A 15,687-nucleotide genomic window follows, 5' to 3' on the forward strand; every position below is an offset into this window, starting at 1 on the left:
GGTGAGCCCGACAGGATTCGAACCTGTGGCCAACTGATTAAAAGTCAGTTGCTCTACCAACTGAGCTACGGGCCCTCAACGTTGGTGAAGCGCGTTTTAATGGGAGAGCACGCGCTGGTCAACACCTGTTTTCCATATTTTTCCTCTTTTTCTGCTTTCGCGCCCTAAAACGCGAAAGCCGCCCCACAAAGGGACGGCTTTCGGTTGCAAATGATCGGTTTGCGCGATTATTGCGCGTCTGCAGCAACCTGCATTTTGACAATCACGTCCGGATCGGCAACCGACCCGTTGGCCCAAGGGGCACCTTTTTTGATCATGTCGACATATTCCATGCCTTCGGTCACCTGACCCCAGATGGTGTATTGGCCATCCAGATGCGGTGCATCGGCAAAGCAGATGAAGAATTGCGAATCAGCACTGTTCGGGTTGGCCGAACGGGCCATGGAAACGGTACCGCGACCATGATGTTCCTTGGAGAATTCGGCATCAAGTTTCTGACCCGATCCGCCGGTACCATTGCCCTTGGGGTCGCCGGTCTGCGCCATGAAGCCTTCGATCACACGATGGAACTTCAGACCATCATAGAACCCCTCGCGGGTCAGTTCCTTGATGCGGGCAACATGTTTCGGCGCAAGGTCCGGGCGAAGCTGAATAACAACGCGGCCATCTTTCAGATCAAGATAAAGCGTGTTTTCCAAATCCTGCGCGACAGCGTCGTTTCCATTGGACATGGTTACAATTCCTAGTACGAGAGCAATTATTGAGAATAGACGAAAAAGACGCATGGCCTGCGTTATTCCTTTTCTTCTGCCAGCTTTTCATGCAAGCGCTTAAGCACGTTGGCCGGCACAAATTCACTTACATTACCACCCAGCCGGGCGATTTCCTTGACGAAGCGCGACGAAACAAACTGCTGTTTGTCGGACGCCATCAAAAACACGGTTTCGACTTCCGGTGACAGCCGGGCATTCATGCCCGCCATCTGGAATTCATATTCAAAGTCCGATACCGCGCGAAGGCCGCGGATGATCGTGCTTGAACCGTTTTCTTTGGCGAAATCCATCAGAAGCGAAGAAAATGGCTTAACTGAGGTGCGCGCGGCAACTTCGCCGCCCGCCGCTTTCAGGGCCTCTTCGACCAGTTTGCAGCGTTCATCAACGCCGAACATCGGACCTTTGCCGGCGTTGATCGCAACGCCGACAATAAGCTGGTCCACAATCCGGGTCGCACGACGAATAATATCCATATGCCCCTGGGTCACCGGGTCGAATGTGCCCGGATAAATCCCGATGCGCGATATGGTAGAAGACGTTTCAGTCATCGAATTTCCAATTATTCGTCGCTTTCGGTGCCATCAGTTGCCGGTGCATCATCACCCGCATCACTGGCACTGGTTTCTGCGGTGTCGGTTGATGCGTCATCGGTGTTTTCAACACCATCCACATCGCCCTCTTCACCTTCTTCGTCACCGCCAAGGTTTGACAGTCGTTCAACCGCGACGACCTGTTCGTCATCGGCAGTCCGGAACAATGTCACACCCTGTGTCTTGCGGCCGGCGATACGGATGTCGTGGGTCGGCATACGGATGACCTTGCCACCATTGGTGACCATCATCAGTTCGTCGCCTTCTTCGATGACGAAGGATGCAGCGACGTTACCGTTACGCTCAGACATCTCGATATTGGCAAAGCCCTGCCCGCCACGACCGGTTACACGATATTCATAGGCAGACGTGCGTTTGCCATAACCGTTTTCGGTCACGGACAGGATCAGCTGATCACCAGCAAGAATTTCCTGATAGCGTTCAGCGCTGAGCACTTCGAGCGGAAGATTGTCTTCGGTGATTTCCTCGCGGCGCAGTTTGCCTGCGATCGAAAGGTATTCATCACGTTCTTCCATGGTGACATGGTTGCCAAACAGAACCGACATCGCGATGACCGAATCTTCGTCCGCAAGGCGAATACCGCGCACACCAACCGAATTACGACCGGTAAAGACGCGGACATCCCCGACACGGAAGCGAATGCATTTGCCCATTCGCGTGGTCAGAAGAATATCGTCATCATCGGTACAGGTCTGAACCGCGATCAGCTTGTCACCACGATCTTCTTCAAGCTTCATGGCGATCTTGCCGTTGGATTTCACATTCACGAAATCGGCAAGGCTGTTACGGCGGACATTCCCGGTCGAGGTGGCAAACATCACATGCAGGTTCGGCCATTCTTCCTCGTCGGGAAGCGGCAGGACCGTGGTGATATATTCGCCTTCGGACAGCGGCAGCAGGTTCACAAGGGCCTTGCCGCGCGATTGCGGGGTGCCGACCGGCAGACGCCAGACCTTCATCTTATAGACCATGCCCTCGGAGCTGAAGAACAGAACCGGGGTATGGGTATTGGCCACGAACAGCTTGGAAACGAAATCTTCCTCGCGGGTGGCCATGCCCGAACGGCCTTTGCCACCGCGACGCTGCGCGCGATAGGTCGACAGCGGAACACGCTGGATATAGCCGCTGTGCGACACGGTGACGACCATGTCTTCACGGGCAATCAGATCTTCGATGTCATGTTCGAATTCTGCTTCCTGAATTTCGCTGCGACGCGGGTCGGCGAATTCATTGCGCATTTCGCTCAGTTCGTCCTTGAGAATCGTCAGCTTGCGCTCGCGCGAGGCCAGGATATCAAGGAAGTCTTTGATCTTTTCACCCAACTCGGTCAATTCGCCCGCGATCTTGTCGCGTTCGAGACCGGTCAGGCGATGCAGACGCAGTTCAAGGATTGCACGGGCCTGTGCTTCGGACAGGCGATACATGCCATCCGATGACCCGATCTGGTTCGGATCGGCGATCAGTTCGATCAACGGAACAATATCGCCCGCCGCCCAGTCACGCGCCATCAGCTGTTCACGGGCGATCGTCGGATCGGCCGCATTGCGGATCAGCTTGATGACTTCGTCAATGTTGGAAACGGCAATCCCCAGACCAACCACGACATGGGCACGTTCACGCGCCTTTTTAAGAAGATGGATGGTCCGGCGGGTAATGACTTCTTCGCGGAATTCGACAAAGGCCTGAATGATGTCTTTCAGGTTCATCAGTTCCGGCTTGCCACGGTTCAGCGCCAGCATATTGACGCCAAACGACGTCTGCAGGGCGGTAAAGCGGAACAGCTGGTTCAAGACAACGTCGGAATTCGCATCACGTTTGAGTTCGATCACCATCCGGACACCGGAACGGTCCGACTCATCACGCAGATCGGAAATGCCTTCGAGTTTCTTGTCGCGTACCAGTTCGGCGATCTTTTCCATCAGGGTCGCCTTGTTCACCTGATAGGGAACTTCGGTAACGATGATCGCTTCGCGGTTGGCACGGATTTCCTCGACATGGGTACGTGCGCGCATGACGACCGACCCGCGGCCGGTCTTGAACGCCGAATGGATGCCCGAACGCCCCAGAATAAGGCCACCGGTCGGGAAGTCCGGCCCATGGACAAATTCCATCAGCCCTTCGACAGTGATGTCGGGATTGTCGACATAGGCCATGCAGCCATCAATGACTTCGCCAAGGTTATGGGGCGGAATATTGGTCGCCATACCAACGGCGATACCGCCCGCACCATTGACCAGCATGTTCGGAAAACGTGCCGGGATAACAGACGGTTCCTTGGTGGTTTCGTCATAGTTATCGCGAAAATCAATCGTGTCTTTATCGATATCATCAAGCAGGAAATGGGCTGCCTTGGCCATGCGGGCTTCGGTGTAACGCATGGCGGCGGCCTTGTCGCCATCCATGGAACCAAAGTTCCCCTGCCCGTCAATCAGCGGCAGACGCATGGAGAAGTTCTGGGCCATACGGACCATCGCGTCGTAAATCGCGCTGTCACCATGCGGGTGGTATTTACCCATCACGTCCCCGACCACACGGGCCGATTTGCGGAACGGCTTGTTATATTCGAAACCGTTTTCGTGCATGGCGTACAGAATACGACGATGCACAGGTTTCAAACCGTCCCGGACGTCAGGCAGCGCACGGCTAACAATCACGCTCATTGCGTAATCAAGGTAGCTGCGGCGCATTTCTTGTTCGATGGAAACCGGGAAAATATCGCGGCTCTCGGAATTGGTCTCTTGGGTGGACAAAGGCCGTGACCTCTTAAACGCTTGATCAGAAATGATTCAATCGGCGTGACATGCACCTGTTTTCAAGCACATGCCGGACCAGAAAGGCGGAAAGTATCAGGTTTGTCGCCCACAAACAATATTGACAAATCCCGACATTCCACGTTGGGCGATAAAGTTCGGCTTTTATCGCGATTTTGTGTTTTTTCTACGGATTAGACTTGCTTTTTTCACGATCGGGACTGTCAAGAACTGGCGCGATCGGATCGCCTTTGACACCAGCATCGCCTGTCTGCTTTGCTGTGCGGCCAAATCGCAATTGCGATGCGGCAATCCCGCATAAAATGATCACCAGTGCCAGCAGCGCATTGGGCTGGGGCACTTCGCCCAGCACGATAAAACTGATCAGAACCCCGACTGCCGGCACCAGATAATTGTTAAACACCAGGAAACTCGCCCCGGCCACCGCAATCAGATGGAGGATCATGAACATGGCAATCCCGGTCGGGAACATGCCCAGATACATGATCGATATCGCCGCCCCAAGGTCCCATTCCATGGTCCATGGCCGGTCAATGATCAGGGCAAAGGGCATCAGCATGAGGGCCGCGAAACTCAGGATCACGGCGGTCGACCCGATGCGGGGCTGATCGCGCAGATTGCGTGCGACCAGCGATGAAATCGCATATCCGACCGCAGCCACCAGAATGGCCAGCTGAAACAGGAATTCGCCCCCCAGCCCCGAAAGCGTTTCCGGACCGACCAGAACAATGACGCCAATGGTGCCCATGATCACCCCGATCACCTTGCCCAGCGTCAGCTTTTCATCATGGGTAAAGAAATGCGCCAGAACCACGGTGGTCAGCGGCACGGTCGACATCAGAATGGCCGCAAGCCCCGCATCGACGCGAATTTCGCCATAACTGATCAGAAAGAACGGAATGGCATTGCCAACAAGGGCAACCATGAATGTCGATATCCAGGCCCGCCGCCCGCGCGGCATGTCGGATTTGCGGATCAGGGCAAAACACCACAACACAAGGGCCGCAAATGTCAGCCGCCCGCCCGCCACCACCAGCGGGGAATAGGCATGAACCCCGATCTTGATAAAGGTGAACGAACTGCCCCAAATCATCGCCAGCAGCAACAGCAAGCCATATTCACGAATTCCCGGACGTGTCATGTTCCCAGCCTATTTTCGCCATAGTTTTTGGGCTTTATCACGGTTGTGATCAAACCGGCATCCAGCGTTAGAGGCCAAATACCAAAGAATCAAGAAAATAGAACCCCGACAGCCCAAAGGCTGGCGCGATGCCCCTTCATGGGACTGCGCATCGGGACCCAAACCGGCCGGGCCCGAACCACCCGGCCAAGACAGAAAAGCCACCACAGAAAAACATCAACCCCACAGGATAGAACCAGAACACCCGGCCCCGTCCGGACCATACAGCCAAAAGATGCAGATTTCCGGGTTTTATACGCTCAGCAAGGTACGGATTTTTGATTGCCACTGCCCGGTGATTTTCACCGAACACCAAGGCAGATCAATGCAGCAAACCAGCAAAAGTGGAAAAAAGTAAAATCGGCGCAAGTTTTTAGTTGCGAATGATTTGCAATATCACTACATTACGCGCAACAAAAAGACCAGGATACGAGATGATGAGTTACGTTGATCAGGAATTGTCGATTGAAGACATGCTTGCCGACCCGATCGTGCAGACATTAATGCGCTATGACGGCATTTCTGCCAGTGACGTTCGTCACACGATCGAGCAGGTAAATCAAAATCGCGCCCAAAAGGCCGAGGCGCCCCTTCCCGGGACGCACCATCACAACCGGTTGCACTGGGGCGCATCCCATGGCAACACCAGCCGCCTGCGCCACAACGCGGCCTGATCGTGCCGGCCTTGCCACCGGGCGCCATCAAGCGCGCCCGGAGATCTGATTGTGATCGTTGGGCAATCGGCACGCGCGAATTGCCGCACCATTGTCAGGATTGCGGTGCGTTCAGCGCCCAGTCATATTCATCGTCGGAAACATCAAACCCGCCGATATGATCAAGCTGTGCGGTCAGCTCAGGCCCGGCAAAGGTCAGAAGATGGGCGACAAACTGCGCATCCCCCGCCCCGAAATCATCCCGATACCAGTCATACAGACTTGAAATCACAAAGCCGCCATCGCCGTCACTATGGATGGCGCGCGCATGGTTGATAAAACCGCGCGCGGCCTGATCAAGCTGGCTTTCGATCCGTTTGGCATCATAGGCATCGCGCGCCAGCGCCGGACAGCCGACCGATGCACAATTCACCGCATAGTGAATGCGCGCATCCTGCCAGATCGGGCGCAGGATCCGGTGTTCGATATCATCAAGTGACAAGGTCCGCCCTTCGATACGGACAAGCTTTTTACCCCACGGGCCCGATGCGAACAGGCCCGGCGAAATGTCGATATCGCGGATCGATGCCACCGGATAATGGTCAAGCACCACCTTCACGGTCAGCGCGTTATAAAGATTGATCCAATATGCCATCTGCTCGGCCCGGTTAAGGCGACTGACCGATATATCGACCATCTGGTCTATATAATGTGCAACCGCATAAATCCCGTTTGCGCGCTCCGACAAGGCACGCTGGTAATCAAATGTGGTCACCCCGGCTTCGGGCTGATCAACAAACCGGTCAAGAACCCCCTGCCATTCCGAATGATCGACCATGATCGTGCTTTGCGGATCGTAAACCTGCCAGTCCGGCCACAGATCGGCCTTTGGCGCGGCATTGACCACCCCCGGCATCGCAAGCATCACCATGACAACAAGCACAGGCGCAAGACTGGCCAGACCAGGCCATCCGGGCAATCCGGGCAAACTGGCGCGTCGAACCGGACGGCACAGACCGTAAAGACCGGAAACAAATGGCAGAAGGGGCAAAGAACGCATAACCGCAAAACCGTTTCGTCAGTGATACAGGATCAGGCAAGCGCCTGTCGGCTTTTGGAACAGCTTACAGTGTAACCCGTTTCAGCACGTCACAGCCTCATCAAACCGGCGTGATCACGGGAACCTGCTTTATGTACTTTTAACCCCAAGTTGGGTTACACTATCACCCATGATACAGGCAGGTGCAATACAGGTCATCCCCGGGAGTGGTGGGCAACTTGGCCAGATTATTGCCACACGCGCCCTGCCCGGCTCCGGGAGCCAGCCGCCGACCAGCGGGTCGGGCGGAACGGGCGCGTCTGCGCCGCAAACCATGCCAGCCGCCGTCGCCCTTGTACCACTTGCCAGCAACACCCCCGCGCCCAACCCGTCACAAACCGGATCGAACACCCTGTCACGTTCGGGGCCGTCCGGTTCCCTCGGATCGACGGCGGGAACGGCCAGCAGCCCAGAACCCGCGCAGCCATCACCCCCGCCGCCCTCAACCGCGCCGGTCAACCGGGCCGCATCGGTGATCACGATCATTCAGCAACTTGATCCCCGCGATATTGCGGGCGAACAAACGGCCGGGGAAACAGACACAAGAAGCCCGACCGAACGTCAGCAACAGGAACGCGAAGACACCCCGAAAAGCGCCCGGCAACCCACCGCCAACCCGGCCCTTCTGACCGCAAGCGAACGCGAAATCGTCCAGCAGCTTCGCGCCCGCGACGCCACCGTCAGAACCGAGGAAGAAAGTCACCAGGCCCTTGCTGGGGCAAATGCCGGCATGATCACCTATAGCTATACCGCCGGACCTGACGGGCGGCTTTATGCCACCGGCGGCAAGGTCAGCATCCGCCCGCTTCAGGGGCTGGACGGTATCGCCGCCATCGCCAATCAGGCCGCGATATCGCGCGCGGCATCGGTACCGGGAAGCTCGGCGGCCGACTTCAATGTCGCCAAGGGTGCATCAATGAATATATCGGCGATGATTTCGGCACAGGCCTATGCGGCAGCGGAAAGCTACCGCGCGACCATCGGGCTGAATATCGGACTGAATGCCGCACCGGGGTCGGTCGACCTTCGCGGCTAAACAGCCGTCATCATCGGGCAATCTGTGCTTCGACCGCAAGCTTATCAAGGAGCGAGCGCACATTCACGATCTTGCCATCGCGAAACTCGTAGAACACGTTCTCCGAAAAGGCGACCTTCCGACCATTTACCGCAAGCCCGAGAAACTCACCCTTTGGTGAGCACTCAAAAGCCAGCACGCTTGCAACATGGGTTTCATTGGCGACCAGCAAATCGATATTGAACCGAAGATCGGGAATTTCCCGATAATCCCGTTCAAGCATGGCGCGATAGCCCGACAAACCAACATGCTTGCCGTTGTAATGCACATCGTCGCCAACATAATCACCAAGGCGATCCCAATCCTGCGCATTCAGGCAATTGATATATCCGCGGTAAAGCTCTTCCAGACGCCGGGCGCGCATAAAACGCCCCTATGCGTAATGCCAGAAGATATCAAAGCCCGGATTGAACACCGTGACCGGACCATCGCCGGTTTCGATCTTGGCGGGGAATTTCGCCGGTTCCGCGCGTTTTTCCAGCGTGATCTGATCACCGTTTAGCGGCAGACCATAGAATTGCGGCCCGTTGATCGAGGCAAAGGCTTCAAGCTTGTCAAGCGCGCCTTCCTGCTCGAACACATGGGCAAGAAGCTGCACGGTGTTGTTGGCGGTAAAGATACCGGCACAGCCGCACGGGCTTTCCTTGCGATCATCTGTATGCGGGGCGGAATCTGTGCCCAGGAAGAAACGCGCATCGCCCGACGTTGCCGCCGCACGCAGGGCCAAACGGTGCTTTTCACGCTTTGCAACCGGCAGGCAATACATATGCGGATGAATGCCGCCAACCAGAATGGCATTGCGGTTAATGATCAGATGGTGCGTCGTGATGGTCGCGCCCAGATTTTTGTCATTGGCTTTGACATATTCAACGCCGTCTTCGGTGGTGATATGTTCCATCACCACACGCAGTTCCGGCAGACGCTTGCGCAGCGGATCCAGAACCCGGTCGATAAACACCGCTTCACGATCAAAGATATCAATATCCGCATCGGTGACTTCGCCATGCACACAAAGCGGAATACCAAGCTCTGCCATCCGCTCAAGCGCTGGCATCGCATTATCGAAATTGCGCACCCCGCTATCGGAATTGGTGGTTGCCCCCGCCGGATAAAGCTTCAAGGCGGTGATCACACCGGCCTTATATCCTTCCTCGATATCATCGGGATTGGTGCCCTCGGTCAGATACAGGGTCATCAGCGGGGTGAAATCATGACCTTGCGGAATGGCTGCGGTGATGCGATCGCGATAGGCCACGGCATCCGCGGTCTTGACCACCGGCGGCACCAGGTTCGGCATAATGATCGCACGGGCAAAATGCTCCGACGTCTCGCCAATCACACCTTTGAGCATCGCGCCATCCCGCAGATGCAAATGCCAGTCATCCGGACGGCGAAGGGTAATGCGTTGTGTCGACATGTGGCGATCTCCTGGCAACCGATGAACCCGTTTGGGAAAATATGGATGCTTACCTAGCAGATTGGCCCCAAATTGGGAAACAGAAACAAGCAAGCCATTGGATCAACCATTGAGTGTGCAGGACGGAAATTTTCTGTTTAAATAAGGTGGTTCTTAACAGTTCGATTGGATGCTAGCACTGATGCAGTATCAACAAAATAATGCTGTAATTATTGCAGTCATCGCTTCATTCATAGGAGGGCTCGCTGCGATAACTGCACTTTTATTGTTTGGAGCTTATCCTGATCTCTCAGCGAAGCCTTTTTATCAAGGCACAATCAAAATACTTTATGATTGGCAAAGTCTTATCGGCGTAATTGTAAGCGCCGCACTTGCAGTTGGCCTCTTTAAATACCAGAGACATCTTGATCTTGAACGAGAAAAACAAAGCTTTCGGTTTCTGCTGACCAGAGCTCTCAAACGAACATCCACACATCCAGCAAAAATCAAACTGGATATTGCCGCAAACCGAATAGAAAGTTGCAGGGTATCAATTGAGAGACTTCGACGAGTGAGCCCTGCACAGGAGATCCGAACTACTTGCGCCAATGCACTATACGAAATTGAGGAAGTATGCGGCGTCTTTGCCGAAATTATGGCGTCAATTCCTCGCACGGCCTACTTTGATTTGACATTGACATCAGAAATAGATGATCTCGACAACGCCTTTCGCAAATTCATTATGGCAGTTCGCCTTATCCATAATGAAACACAGTCCGATAGATGGAATGATCGAGGGACTGATGGAACACCTAAAGTTATTTTCAACGCGCAACAGGTAATTCTGGATATCCGAAGCACACTTGAAAATATCAGCGTTAAAATTAGCGAACTTGAAAATAACGCAGTAACAGCTTCAACTTGATAGCAAGCCTGCACAATTATTGGAATGAAGGAATCTCATTCCGATAAGACAAAAGGCCAGGCATTTCTGCCTGACCTTTTCACATGGGGCGAGTGATGGGACTTGAACCCACGGCCCCCAGAGCCACAATCTGGTGCTCTAACCACCTGAGCTACACCCGCCATCGTGTGGCGCGGTTTATATGGCCCGTGGCCCCCAACGTCAAGCGCATATTTTCACTTTTTTCCGCTGATTTTTCCCAAGCCCTTCAAAGCGCCGAATTTTGCGGGCTTGGGCGATGTGGTGGTGGTTTGGCTGGTGAATTCTTCATACAAATTCGCCGACCTACCCGTCTGAACATCTTGCATGTCGGGCCACATGCCTTAATTAATCGGGGTCACGAACTGAACCGCAAAACAGCGTGCAAAACCATGCATATATGTATTTGCGGATTGCCGGCACCCGATGGTTGATCTTGGGGCAACCGGCCACAAAACAGAAAAACAGACGGAGTATCGGAATGAAGTGGGGCGTTATCAGCACCGCCAAGATCGGCACGGAAAAGGTCATTCCGGCCATGCAGGAAAGCGACAAGCTTGAAATTCTGGCGATTGCCGGACGCGATCTTGAAAAGACCCGCGAGGTCGCCGAAAATTTGCGTATTCCGCGCGCCTATGGCTCCTATGAGGAGCTTCTGGCCGACCCGTCAATCGAGGCGGTTTACAATCCCCTGCCCAACCATCTTCATGTCGAATGGACGATCAAGGCGCTGGAAGCAGGCAAACATGTCCTGTGCGAGAAGCCGATCGGACTTGATACCGAAGATGCCAAGCGCCTGATTGCTGCGCGCGACAAAAGCGGCAAACAGGTTCTTGAAGCCTTTATGGTGCGTCATCATCCGCAATGGCTAGAAGCCCGCAAGATCGTTGAAAGCGGTCAGATCGGCCAGCTGACCACGGTGCAAAGCATCTTTACCTATTTCAATGCCGATCCGAACAATGTGCGCAACAAAAAGGACATTGGCGGCGGCGGGTTGCTTGATATCGGCTGTTATTGTGTTGTCGGCCCGCGCTTTGTCACGGCAAAGGAACCGGTCCGCGTTGTGTCGCTGATGGACAAGGACCCGAAATTCGGCACCGACCGGCTTGTATCGGGGATGCTTGATTTCGGTTCGGGCCTTCAGGCGAGCTTTGTCTGCGGCACCCAGTCCGCCGCGGTTCAGCGCGTGCATATTCTGGGCTCTGAGGGCCGGATCGAAATCCTGATGCCGTTCAACCCAATCCCGGAAAACCCCGCAATCATCCGGGTTGGCGGGCAGAAACAGCCGGGCTTTGACGAAGCCCGCGAAATCAAATTCCCGGTCTGCAATCACTATACCCTGCAAGGGGAATCGGCGACCGCGATCTTTGCTGGTGAAAGCCCGGTCGATTATCCGATCGAAGATGCGATCATGAATATGCAGATCCTTGATGCCCTGGCCCGTTCGGCCAAGACCGGCAGTTGGGAAATGGTCAAATCCTGATCAGCAGGTATCGACCTTATTAAATGACAAAGGGCGCAAGCATCTGCTTGCGCCCGTTGTATATCGGCATACCGGCACCGGCCAGATCACGACCCGGTCCCGGCACGGCACAGCACAGTACGGCAGCCCTATTTGGCAAAGGCCTTTTTCATGCGGTCGATGGCATCCTGCATCTTTGTTTCTTCCTTGCAGAAGCAGAACCGCACGAAATGGCGCACGCCGCCATCTTCGCCCTGATAGAAGGCCGACACCGGGATGGCGACCACGCCGGCTTCCTTGATCATGATCTGACAGAATTCGACATCATCACAATCATAGCCAAGCGGGCGGAAATCACAGGTGATGAAATAGGTCCCCTGGGAATCCAGGACATCAAACCCGACTTCCTTGAGCCCCTTCATCAGGAAATCACGCTTGGCCTGCATTTCGGCGGTGAAGGTTTCGAAATATTCGTCATCCTTGTTCAGCCCATAGGCCACACCGTGCTGAAGCCCCGGCGGCACGGTAAAGACAAGGAACTGGTGCGCCTTCTTGATCGGCTCCATCAGCTTGGCACAGGCCGTGACATAACCGATCTTCCACCCGGTCAGCGAGAATGTCTTGCCCGCCGATCCGATCCGCACGGTGCGATCATGCATGCCCGGAAACGTCATCAGCGGTTTGTGTTTGCGGCCATCAAAGACCAGATGTTCATACACCTCGTCACACAGCGCGATGACGTCATGCTTGATGCACAGATCGGCAACAAATTGCAGTTCGTCGTCGCTATAGACCTTCGAACAGGGATTCTGCGGCGAGTTGATCAGGATCAGCTTGGTTTTTTCGCTGAAGGCGGCGGCCAGTTCTTCGCGCGGCAATTCCCAGTGCGGCGGGGTCACGCGCACCAGTTTGGGAATACCGCCGGCCAGCTTCACCATCGGAAGGTAGCTGTCATAAAGCGGTTCGATCAGAATGACCTCGTCACCCGGGGCCACCAGACCAAGGATCACATCAGCCAGCCCCTCGGTCGCACCGACCGCAACCAGCACTTCTGTTTTCGGATCCACATCGATGCCATAGAACCGTTTATTGTGATCGGCAACGGCCTGAAGCAATTCGGGCACCCCGGCAAGCGGCGGGTACTGGTTGGACAGTTCCATGGTGGCCTTGGCGGCGGCTTCGCGGATATCGGCCGGGCCGTCGGTATCGGGTGCACCCTGCCCCAGATTGATGGCCTGATGTTTCTGGGCCAGTTCGTTCATCACTTCAAAGATCGTAATACCGCCCGAAGCAAAAAGCGGGTTGCCGACAAATTCGGTCATGAGGCGTCCTTTATATTATATGCGTTCGCCGGATGGTGGCGTCCGGTTGCAGCCCGGCCCGATCAGGCCATTTTATGGGTCATCCGTGCCGTACTATAATCGCCCAAAGGCAAATTGTTCGAGTCCATATATCAGACAGACCGATTAAAGGTCATCTGGCGCATATGCATGACACAATTCACTCTTTTGCGGCAAATCCTGTCGCATGCCGGTGTCATTCTGGCAAGGATTGAGCAATCCGGATCACTCTGCCCGGCGATGATGCAGGGCGTTTGCATATTTTTTGATCATTTTGCCTAAAACTCGATCACCTGCAATCAAGAAAATCTTAAAAATTTCATGGGTTTTGCTGGGTTTTCGCGCAAAGAATCCTTAGAATGCCACCGCGGACCAAACTTGGCATGGTCCGTGCAACAGACACCGTGCGAAGCATTACGCTTTCCGAGTTCTACGCAACTCTCGCAAAAAGCAGAGGGCGCTTAATGAAAAAGATCGAAGCCATCATCAAGCCATTCAAGCTTGACGAGGTAAAAGAGGCCCTTCAGGAGATCGGCCTCAAAGGGATTACCGTCACCGAAGCCAAAGGTTTCGGCCGTCAGAAAGGTCACACGGAGCTGTATCGCGGCGCCGAATATGTTGTGGACTTTCTGCCGAAGGTAAAGCTGGAAATCGTCGTTGAGGACACGCTGGTTGAGCGTGCGATTGAGGCAATCCAGCAAGCCGCTCATACCGGCCGTATCGGCGACGGTAAAATTTTCGTTTCCTCACTCGAGGACGCGATCCGTATTCGTACCGGTGAACGGGGCAACGACGCGATCTGATCGGTCTTGCCTGTCAATGAACACCGTACGGTAACTAAATTTGAGTTTTAAAGGGTTGCATCATGTCTGACGCTGCTTCTGTACTTAATCTGATCAAAGAAAAAGGCATCCAGTTTGTCGATCTGCGCTTTACCGATACCAAAGGTAAATGGCAGCACACCGCGCAGGATATCTGCACGATCGACGAAGACGTCTTTGTTGACGGCATCATGTTCGACGGTTCGTCGATCTCCGGCTGGAAAGAAATTAACGAATCCGACATGATCCTGATGCCGGATCCGTCGACCGCTGTTGTTGATCCGTTCACCGCACAGCCGACCCTGATCCTCGTTTGCGACGTTATCGAACCGGCTACCGGCCAGGGTTACGAGCGTTGCCCGCGTTCGACCGCGAAACGCGCACTGGCTTACATGAAGTCGGCTGGTATCGGCGACACCGCATATTTCGGCGCAGAGCCGGAATTCTTCATGTTCGACGACGTCCGTTGGAGCACCTCGCAGGAGAGCATGGCTTACGCGCTTGACTCCGAAGAAGGTCCGTACAACACCGGCACCGAATTCGAAGGCGGCAACCGCGGCCACCGTCCGGGTCCGAAGGGTGGTTACTTCCCGGTACCGCCGGTTGACTCGGCAAACGACATTCGTGCCGAAATGGTCAACTACATCAACGAAATGGGCGTGCGTTGCGAAAAGCACCACCACGAAGTTGCACCGTCGCAGCACGAACTGGGTATCGCATTCGGCACCCTGATCGAACATGCTGACGCCGTTCAGGTTTACAAATACTGCATCCACATGGTTGCACACCAGTATGGCAAAACCGCGACCTTCATGCCGAAACCGATCTTCGGTGACAACGGCTCGGGCATGCACACCCACCAGTCGATCTGGCACGAAGGCAAGCCGCTGTTCGCTGGTAACGGTTATGCTGATCTTTCTGAAACCGCTCTGTACTACATTGGCGGTATCATCAAGCACGCCAAAGCACTGAACGCTTTCACCAACCCGACGACCAACTCCTACAAGCGTCTGGTCCCGGGCTTCGAAGCACCGGTTCTGCTGGCATATTCCGCACGTAACCGTTCTGCTTCCTGCCGTATCCCGTACACCGCTTCGCCGAAGGGCAAGCGCGTCGAGATCCGCTTCCCGGATGCCCTTGCCAACCCGTATCTCGCATTCTCTGCAATGCTGATGGCTGGCCTTGACGGTATCGAGAACAAGATCCACCCGGGCGAAGCAATGGACAAAAACCTCTATGACCTTCCGCCGGAAGAGCTCAAAGAAGTTCCGACCGTTTGCCGTTCGCTTCACGAAGCTCTCGACAGCCTCGATGCTGACCGTGAGTTCCTGAAGAAGGGCGACGTTATGACCGACGACCTGATCGACGCTTATATCGCGCTGAAAATGGAAGAAGTCGTTCGTTTCGAACAGGCTCCGCACCCGGTCGAATTCGACATGTATTACAGCGGCTAATTCCTTTCACCCGAAAGGAAGACGCGAAATATCGGAAACGCCCGGCCATCTGGCCGGGCGTTTTCATTTGTATATCATCTTTTGTGCATAACAGGCGGCAATCATTAAA

At 54.7% G+C, this 15,687-nt stretch carries 14 protein-coding genes and 2 tRNA genes; 6 read left to right on the top strand and 10 right to left on the bottom strand.

The window, feature by feature from the left end:
- Nucleotides 1-2 precede the first annotated feature (2 nt).
- The 5 genes from AUQ42_RS07570 to AUQ42_RS07590 form a co-directional block, all read right to left on the bottom strand.
- Nucleotides 3-75: transfer RNA gene (locus AUQ42_RS07570), tRNA-Lys, on the bottom strand.
- Between the two features lie 152 nt (nucleotides 76-227).
- The gene (locus AUQ42_RS07575; protein ID WP_068518488.1) at nucleotides 228-731 is read right to left on the bottom strand and encodes a peptidylprolyl isomerase; all 504 of its coding nucleotides are present in this window, start codon (nucleotides 729-731) and stop codon (nucleotides 228-230) included.
- A 62-nt stretch (nucleotides 732-793) separates the two neighbouring features.
- Nucleotides 794-1,321: a pantetheine-phosphate adenylyltransferase gene (gene coaD / locus AUQ42_RS07580; RefSeq protein ID WP_068518489.1), complete on the bottom strand. Its 528-nt coding sequence runs from the start codon at nucleotides 1,319-1,321 to the stop codon at nucleotides 794-796.
- Nucleotides 1,322-1,332: 11 nt separating this feature from the next.
- Nucleotides 1,333-4,134 (bottom strand): DNA gyrase subunit A, encoded by a 2,802-nt coding sequence (gene gyrA / locus AUQ42_RS07585; RefSeq protein ID WP_068518490.1) that lies wholly within the window; start codon nucleotides 4,132-4,134, stop codon nucleotides 1,333-1,335.
- 187 nt (nucleotides 4,135-4,321) lie between these two features.
- Nucleotides 4,322-5,296 (bottom strand): DMT family transporter, encoded by a 975-nt coding sequence (locus AUQ42_RS07590; RefSeq protein ID WP_068518491.1) that lies wholly within the window; start codon nucleotides 5,294-5,296, stop codon nucleotides 4,322-4,324.
- Between the two features lie 473 nt (nucleotides 5,297-5,769).
- Here AUQ42_RS07590 and AUQ42_RS07595 point away from each other — a divergent pair, with 473 nt between their 5' ends.
- Nucleotides 5,770-6,009: a hypothetical protein gene (locus AUQ42_RS07595; RefSeq protein WP_156480851.1), complete on the top strand. Its 240-nt coding sequence runs from the start codon at nucleotides 5,770-5,772 to the stop codon at nucleotides 6,007-6,009.
- Nucleotides 6,010-6,103: 94 nt separating this feature from the next.
- On the opposite strand, the gene AUQ42_RS07600 is transcribed toward AUQ42_RS07595, so the two are convergent.
- Complete coding sequence (locus AUQ42_RS07600; RefSeq protein ID WP_156480852.1) at nucleotides 6,104-7,048, bottom strand: DUF547 domain-containing protein; 945 nt, start codon at nucleotides 7,046-7,048, stop codon at nucleotides 6,104-6,106.
- A 169-nt stretch (nucleotides 7,049-7,217) separates the two neighbouring features.
- Here AUQ42_RS07600 and AUQ42_RS07605 point away from each other — a divergent pair, with 169 nt between their 5' ends.
- The gene (locus AUQ42_RS07605) at nucleotides 7,218-8,123 is read left to right on the top strand and encodes a putative metalloprotease CJM1_0395 family protein (protein WP_068518493.1); all 906 of its coding nucleotides are present in this window, start codon (nucleotides 7,218-7,220) and stop codon (nucleotides 8,121-8,123) included.
- A gap of 10 nt (nucleotides 8,124-8,133) precedes the next feature.
- On the opposite strand, the gene AUQ42_RS07610 is transcribed toward AUQ42_RS07605, so the two are convergent.
- The gene (locus tag AUQ42_RS07610; protein ID WP_068518494.1) at nucleotides 8,134-8,526 is read right to left on the bottom strand and encodes an ester cyclase; all 393 of its coding nucleotides are present in this window, start codon (nucleotides 8,524-8,526) and stop codon (nucleotides 8,134-8,136) included.
- 9 nt (nucleotides 8,527-8,535) lie between these two features.
- Entirely contained in the window at nucleotides 8,536-9,579 is a 1,044-nt protein-coding gene (gene pyrC, locus AUQ42_RS07615) for a dihydroorotase (protein WP_068518495.1), read from the bottom strand.
- A 181-nt stretch (nucleotides 9,580-9,760) separates the two neighbouring features.
- Between pyrC and AUQ42_RS07620 the strand changes: the two genes are divergently transcribed.
- Nucleotides 9,761-10,483: a hypothetical protein gene (locus tag AUQ42_RS07620; protein ID WP_147250652.1), complete on the top strand. Its 723-nt coding sequence runs from the start codon at nucleotides 9,761-9,763 to the stop codon at nucleotides 10,481-10,483.
- Nucleotides 10,484-10,567: 84 nt separating this feature from the next.
- Here the strand turns inward: AUQ42_RS07620 and AUQ42_RS07625 are convergent.
- Nucleotides 10,568-10,644 (bottom strand) — tRNA-His (locus AUQ42_RS07625).
- A 338-nt stretch (nucleotides 10,645-10,982) separates the two neighbouring features.
- Between AUQ42_RS07625 and AUQ42_RS07630 the strand changes: the two genes are divergently transcribed.
- Nucleotides 10,983-11,984 (top strand): Gfo/Idh/MocA family protein, encoded by a 1,002-nt coding sequence (locus tag AUQ42_RS07630; RefSeq protein ID WP_068518717.1) that lies wholly within the window; start codon nucleotides 10,983-10,985, stop codon nucleotides 11,982-11,984.
- Between the two features lie 128 nt (nucleotides 11,985-12,112).
- On the opposite strand, the gene AUQ42_RS07635 is transcribed toward AUQ42_RS07630, so the two are convergent.
- Entirely contained in the window at nucleotides 12,113-13,285 is a 1,173-nt protein-coding gene (locus AUQ42_RS07635; protein WP_068518497.1) for an aminotransferase, read from the bottom strand.
- A 482-nt stretch (nucleotides 13,286-13,767) separates the two neighbouring features.
- On the opposite strand from AUQ42_RS07635, the gene AUQ42_RS07640 reads away from it, so the two are divergent.
- Both AUQ42_RS07640 and glnA read left to right on the top strand, forming a co-directional pair.
- Nucleotides 13,768-14,106: a P-II family nitrogen regulator gene (locus AUQ42_RS07640; protein ID WP_007091888.1), complete on the top strand. Its 339-nt coding sequence runs from the start codon at nucleotides 13,768-13,770 to the stop codon at nucleotides 14,104-14,106.
- 62 nt (nucleotides 14,107-14,168) lie between these two features.
- Entirely contained in the window at nucleotides 14,169-15,578 is a 1,410-nt protein-coding gene (glnA, locus tag AUQ42_RS07645; protein WP_008890688.1) for a type I glutamate--ammonia ligase, read from the top strand.
- Nucleotides 15,579-15,687 lie beyond the last annotated feature (109 nt).

The sequence above is a fragment of the Thalassospira sp. MCCC 1A02491 genome, from assembly GCF_001613785.1.
Lineage (GTDB): Bacteria > Pseudomonadota > Alphaproteobacteria > Rhodospirillales > Thalassospiraceae > Thalassospira > Thalassospira povalilytica.

What these genes read in the sequence shown, in the direction of transcription:
- AUQ42_RS07595 (WP_156480851.1), top strand. Translation starts at nt 5,770, where the DNA reads ATGATGAGTTACGTTGATCAGGAATTGTCGATTGAAGACATGCTTGCC.
- AUQ42_RS07575 (WP_068518488.1), bottom strand. Translation starts at nt 731, where the DNA reads ATGTCCAATGGAAACGACGCTGTCGCGCAGGATTTGGAAAACACGCTT.
- AUQ42_RS07590 (WP_068518491.1), bottom strand. Translation starts at nt 5,296, where the DNA reads ATGACACGTCCGGGAATTCGTGAATATGGCTTGCTGTTGCTGCTGGCG.
- glnA (WP_008890688.1), top strand. Translation starts at nt 14,169, where the DNA reads ATGTCTGACGCTGCTTCTGTACTTAATCTGATCAAAGAAAAAGGCATC.
- AUQ42_RS07635 (WP_068518497.1), bottom strand. Translation starts at nt 13,285, where the DNA reads ATGACCGAATTTGTCGGCAACCCGCTTTTTGCTTCGGGCGGTATTACG.
- AUQ42_RS07600 (WP_156480852.1), bottom strand. Translation starts at nt 7,048, where the DNA reads ATGCGTTCTTTGCCCCTTCTGCCATTTGTTTCCGGTCTTTACGGTCTG.
- AUQ42_RS07640 (WP_007091888.1), top strand. Translation starts at nt 13,768, where the DNA reads ATGAAAAAGATCGAAGCCATCATCAAGCCATTCAAGCTTGACGAGGTA.
- AUQ42_RS07605 (WP_068518493.1), top strand. Translation starts at nt 7,218, where the DNA reads ATGATACAGGCAGGTGCAATACAGGTCATCCCCGGGAGTGGTGGGCAA.
- AUQ42_RS07610 (WP_068518494.1), bottom strand. Translation starts at nt 8,526, where the DNA reads ATGCGCGCCCGGCGTCTGGAAGAGCTTTACCGCGGATATATCAATTGC.
- pyrC (WP_068518495.1), bottom strand. Translation starts at nt 9,579, where the DNA reads ATGTCGACACAACGCATTACCCTTCGCCGTCCGGATGACTGGCATTTG.
- AUQ42_RS07630 (WP_068518717.1), top strand. Translation starts at nt 10,983, where the DNA reads ATGAAGTGGGGCGTTATCAGCACCGCCAAGATCGGCACGGAAAAGGTC.
- coaD (WP_068518489.1), bottom strand. Translation starts at nt 1,321, where the DNA reads ATGACTGAAACGTCTTCTACCATATCGCGCATCGGGATTTATCCGGGC.
- AUQ42_RS07620 (WP_147250652.1), top strand. Translation starts at nt 9,761, where the DNA reads ATGCAGTATCAACAAAATAATGCTGTAATTATTGCAGTCATCGCTTCA.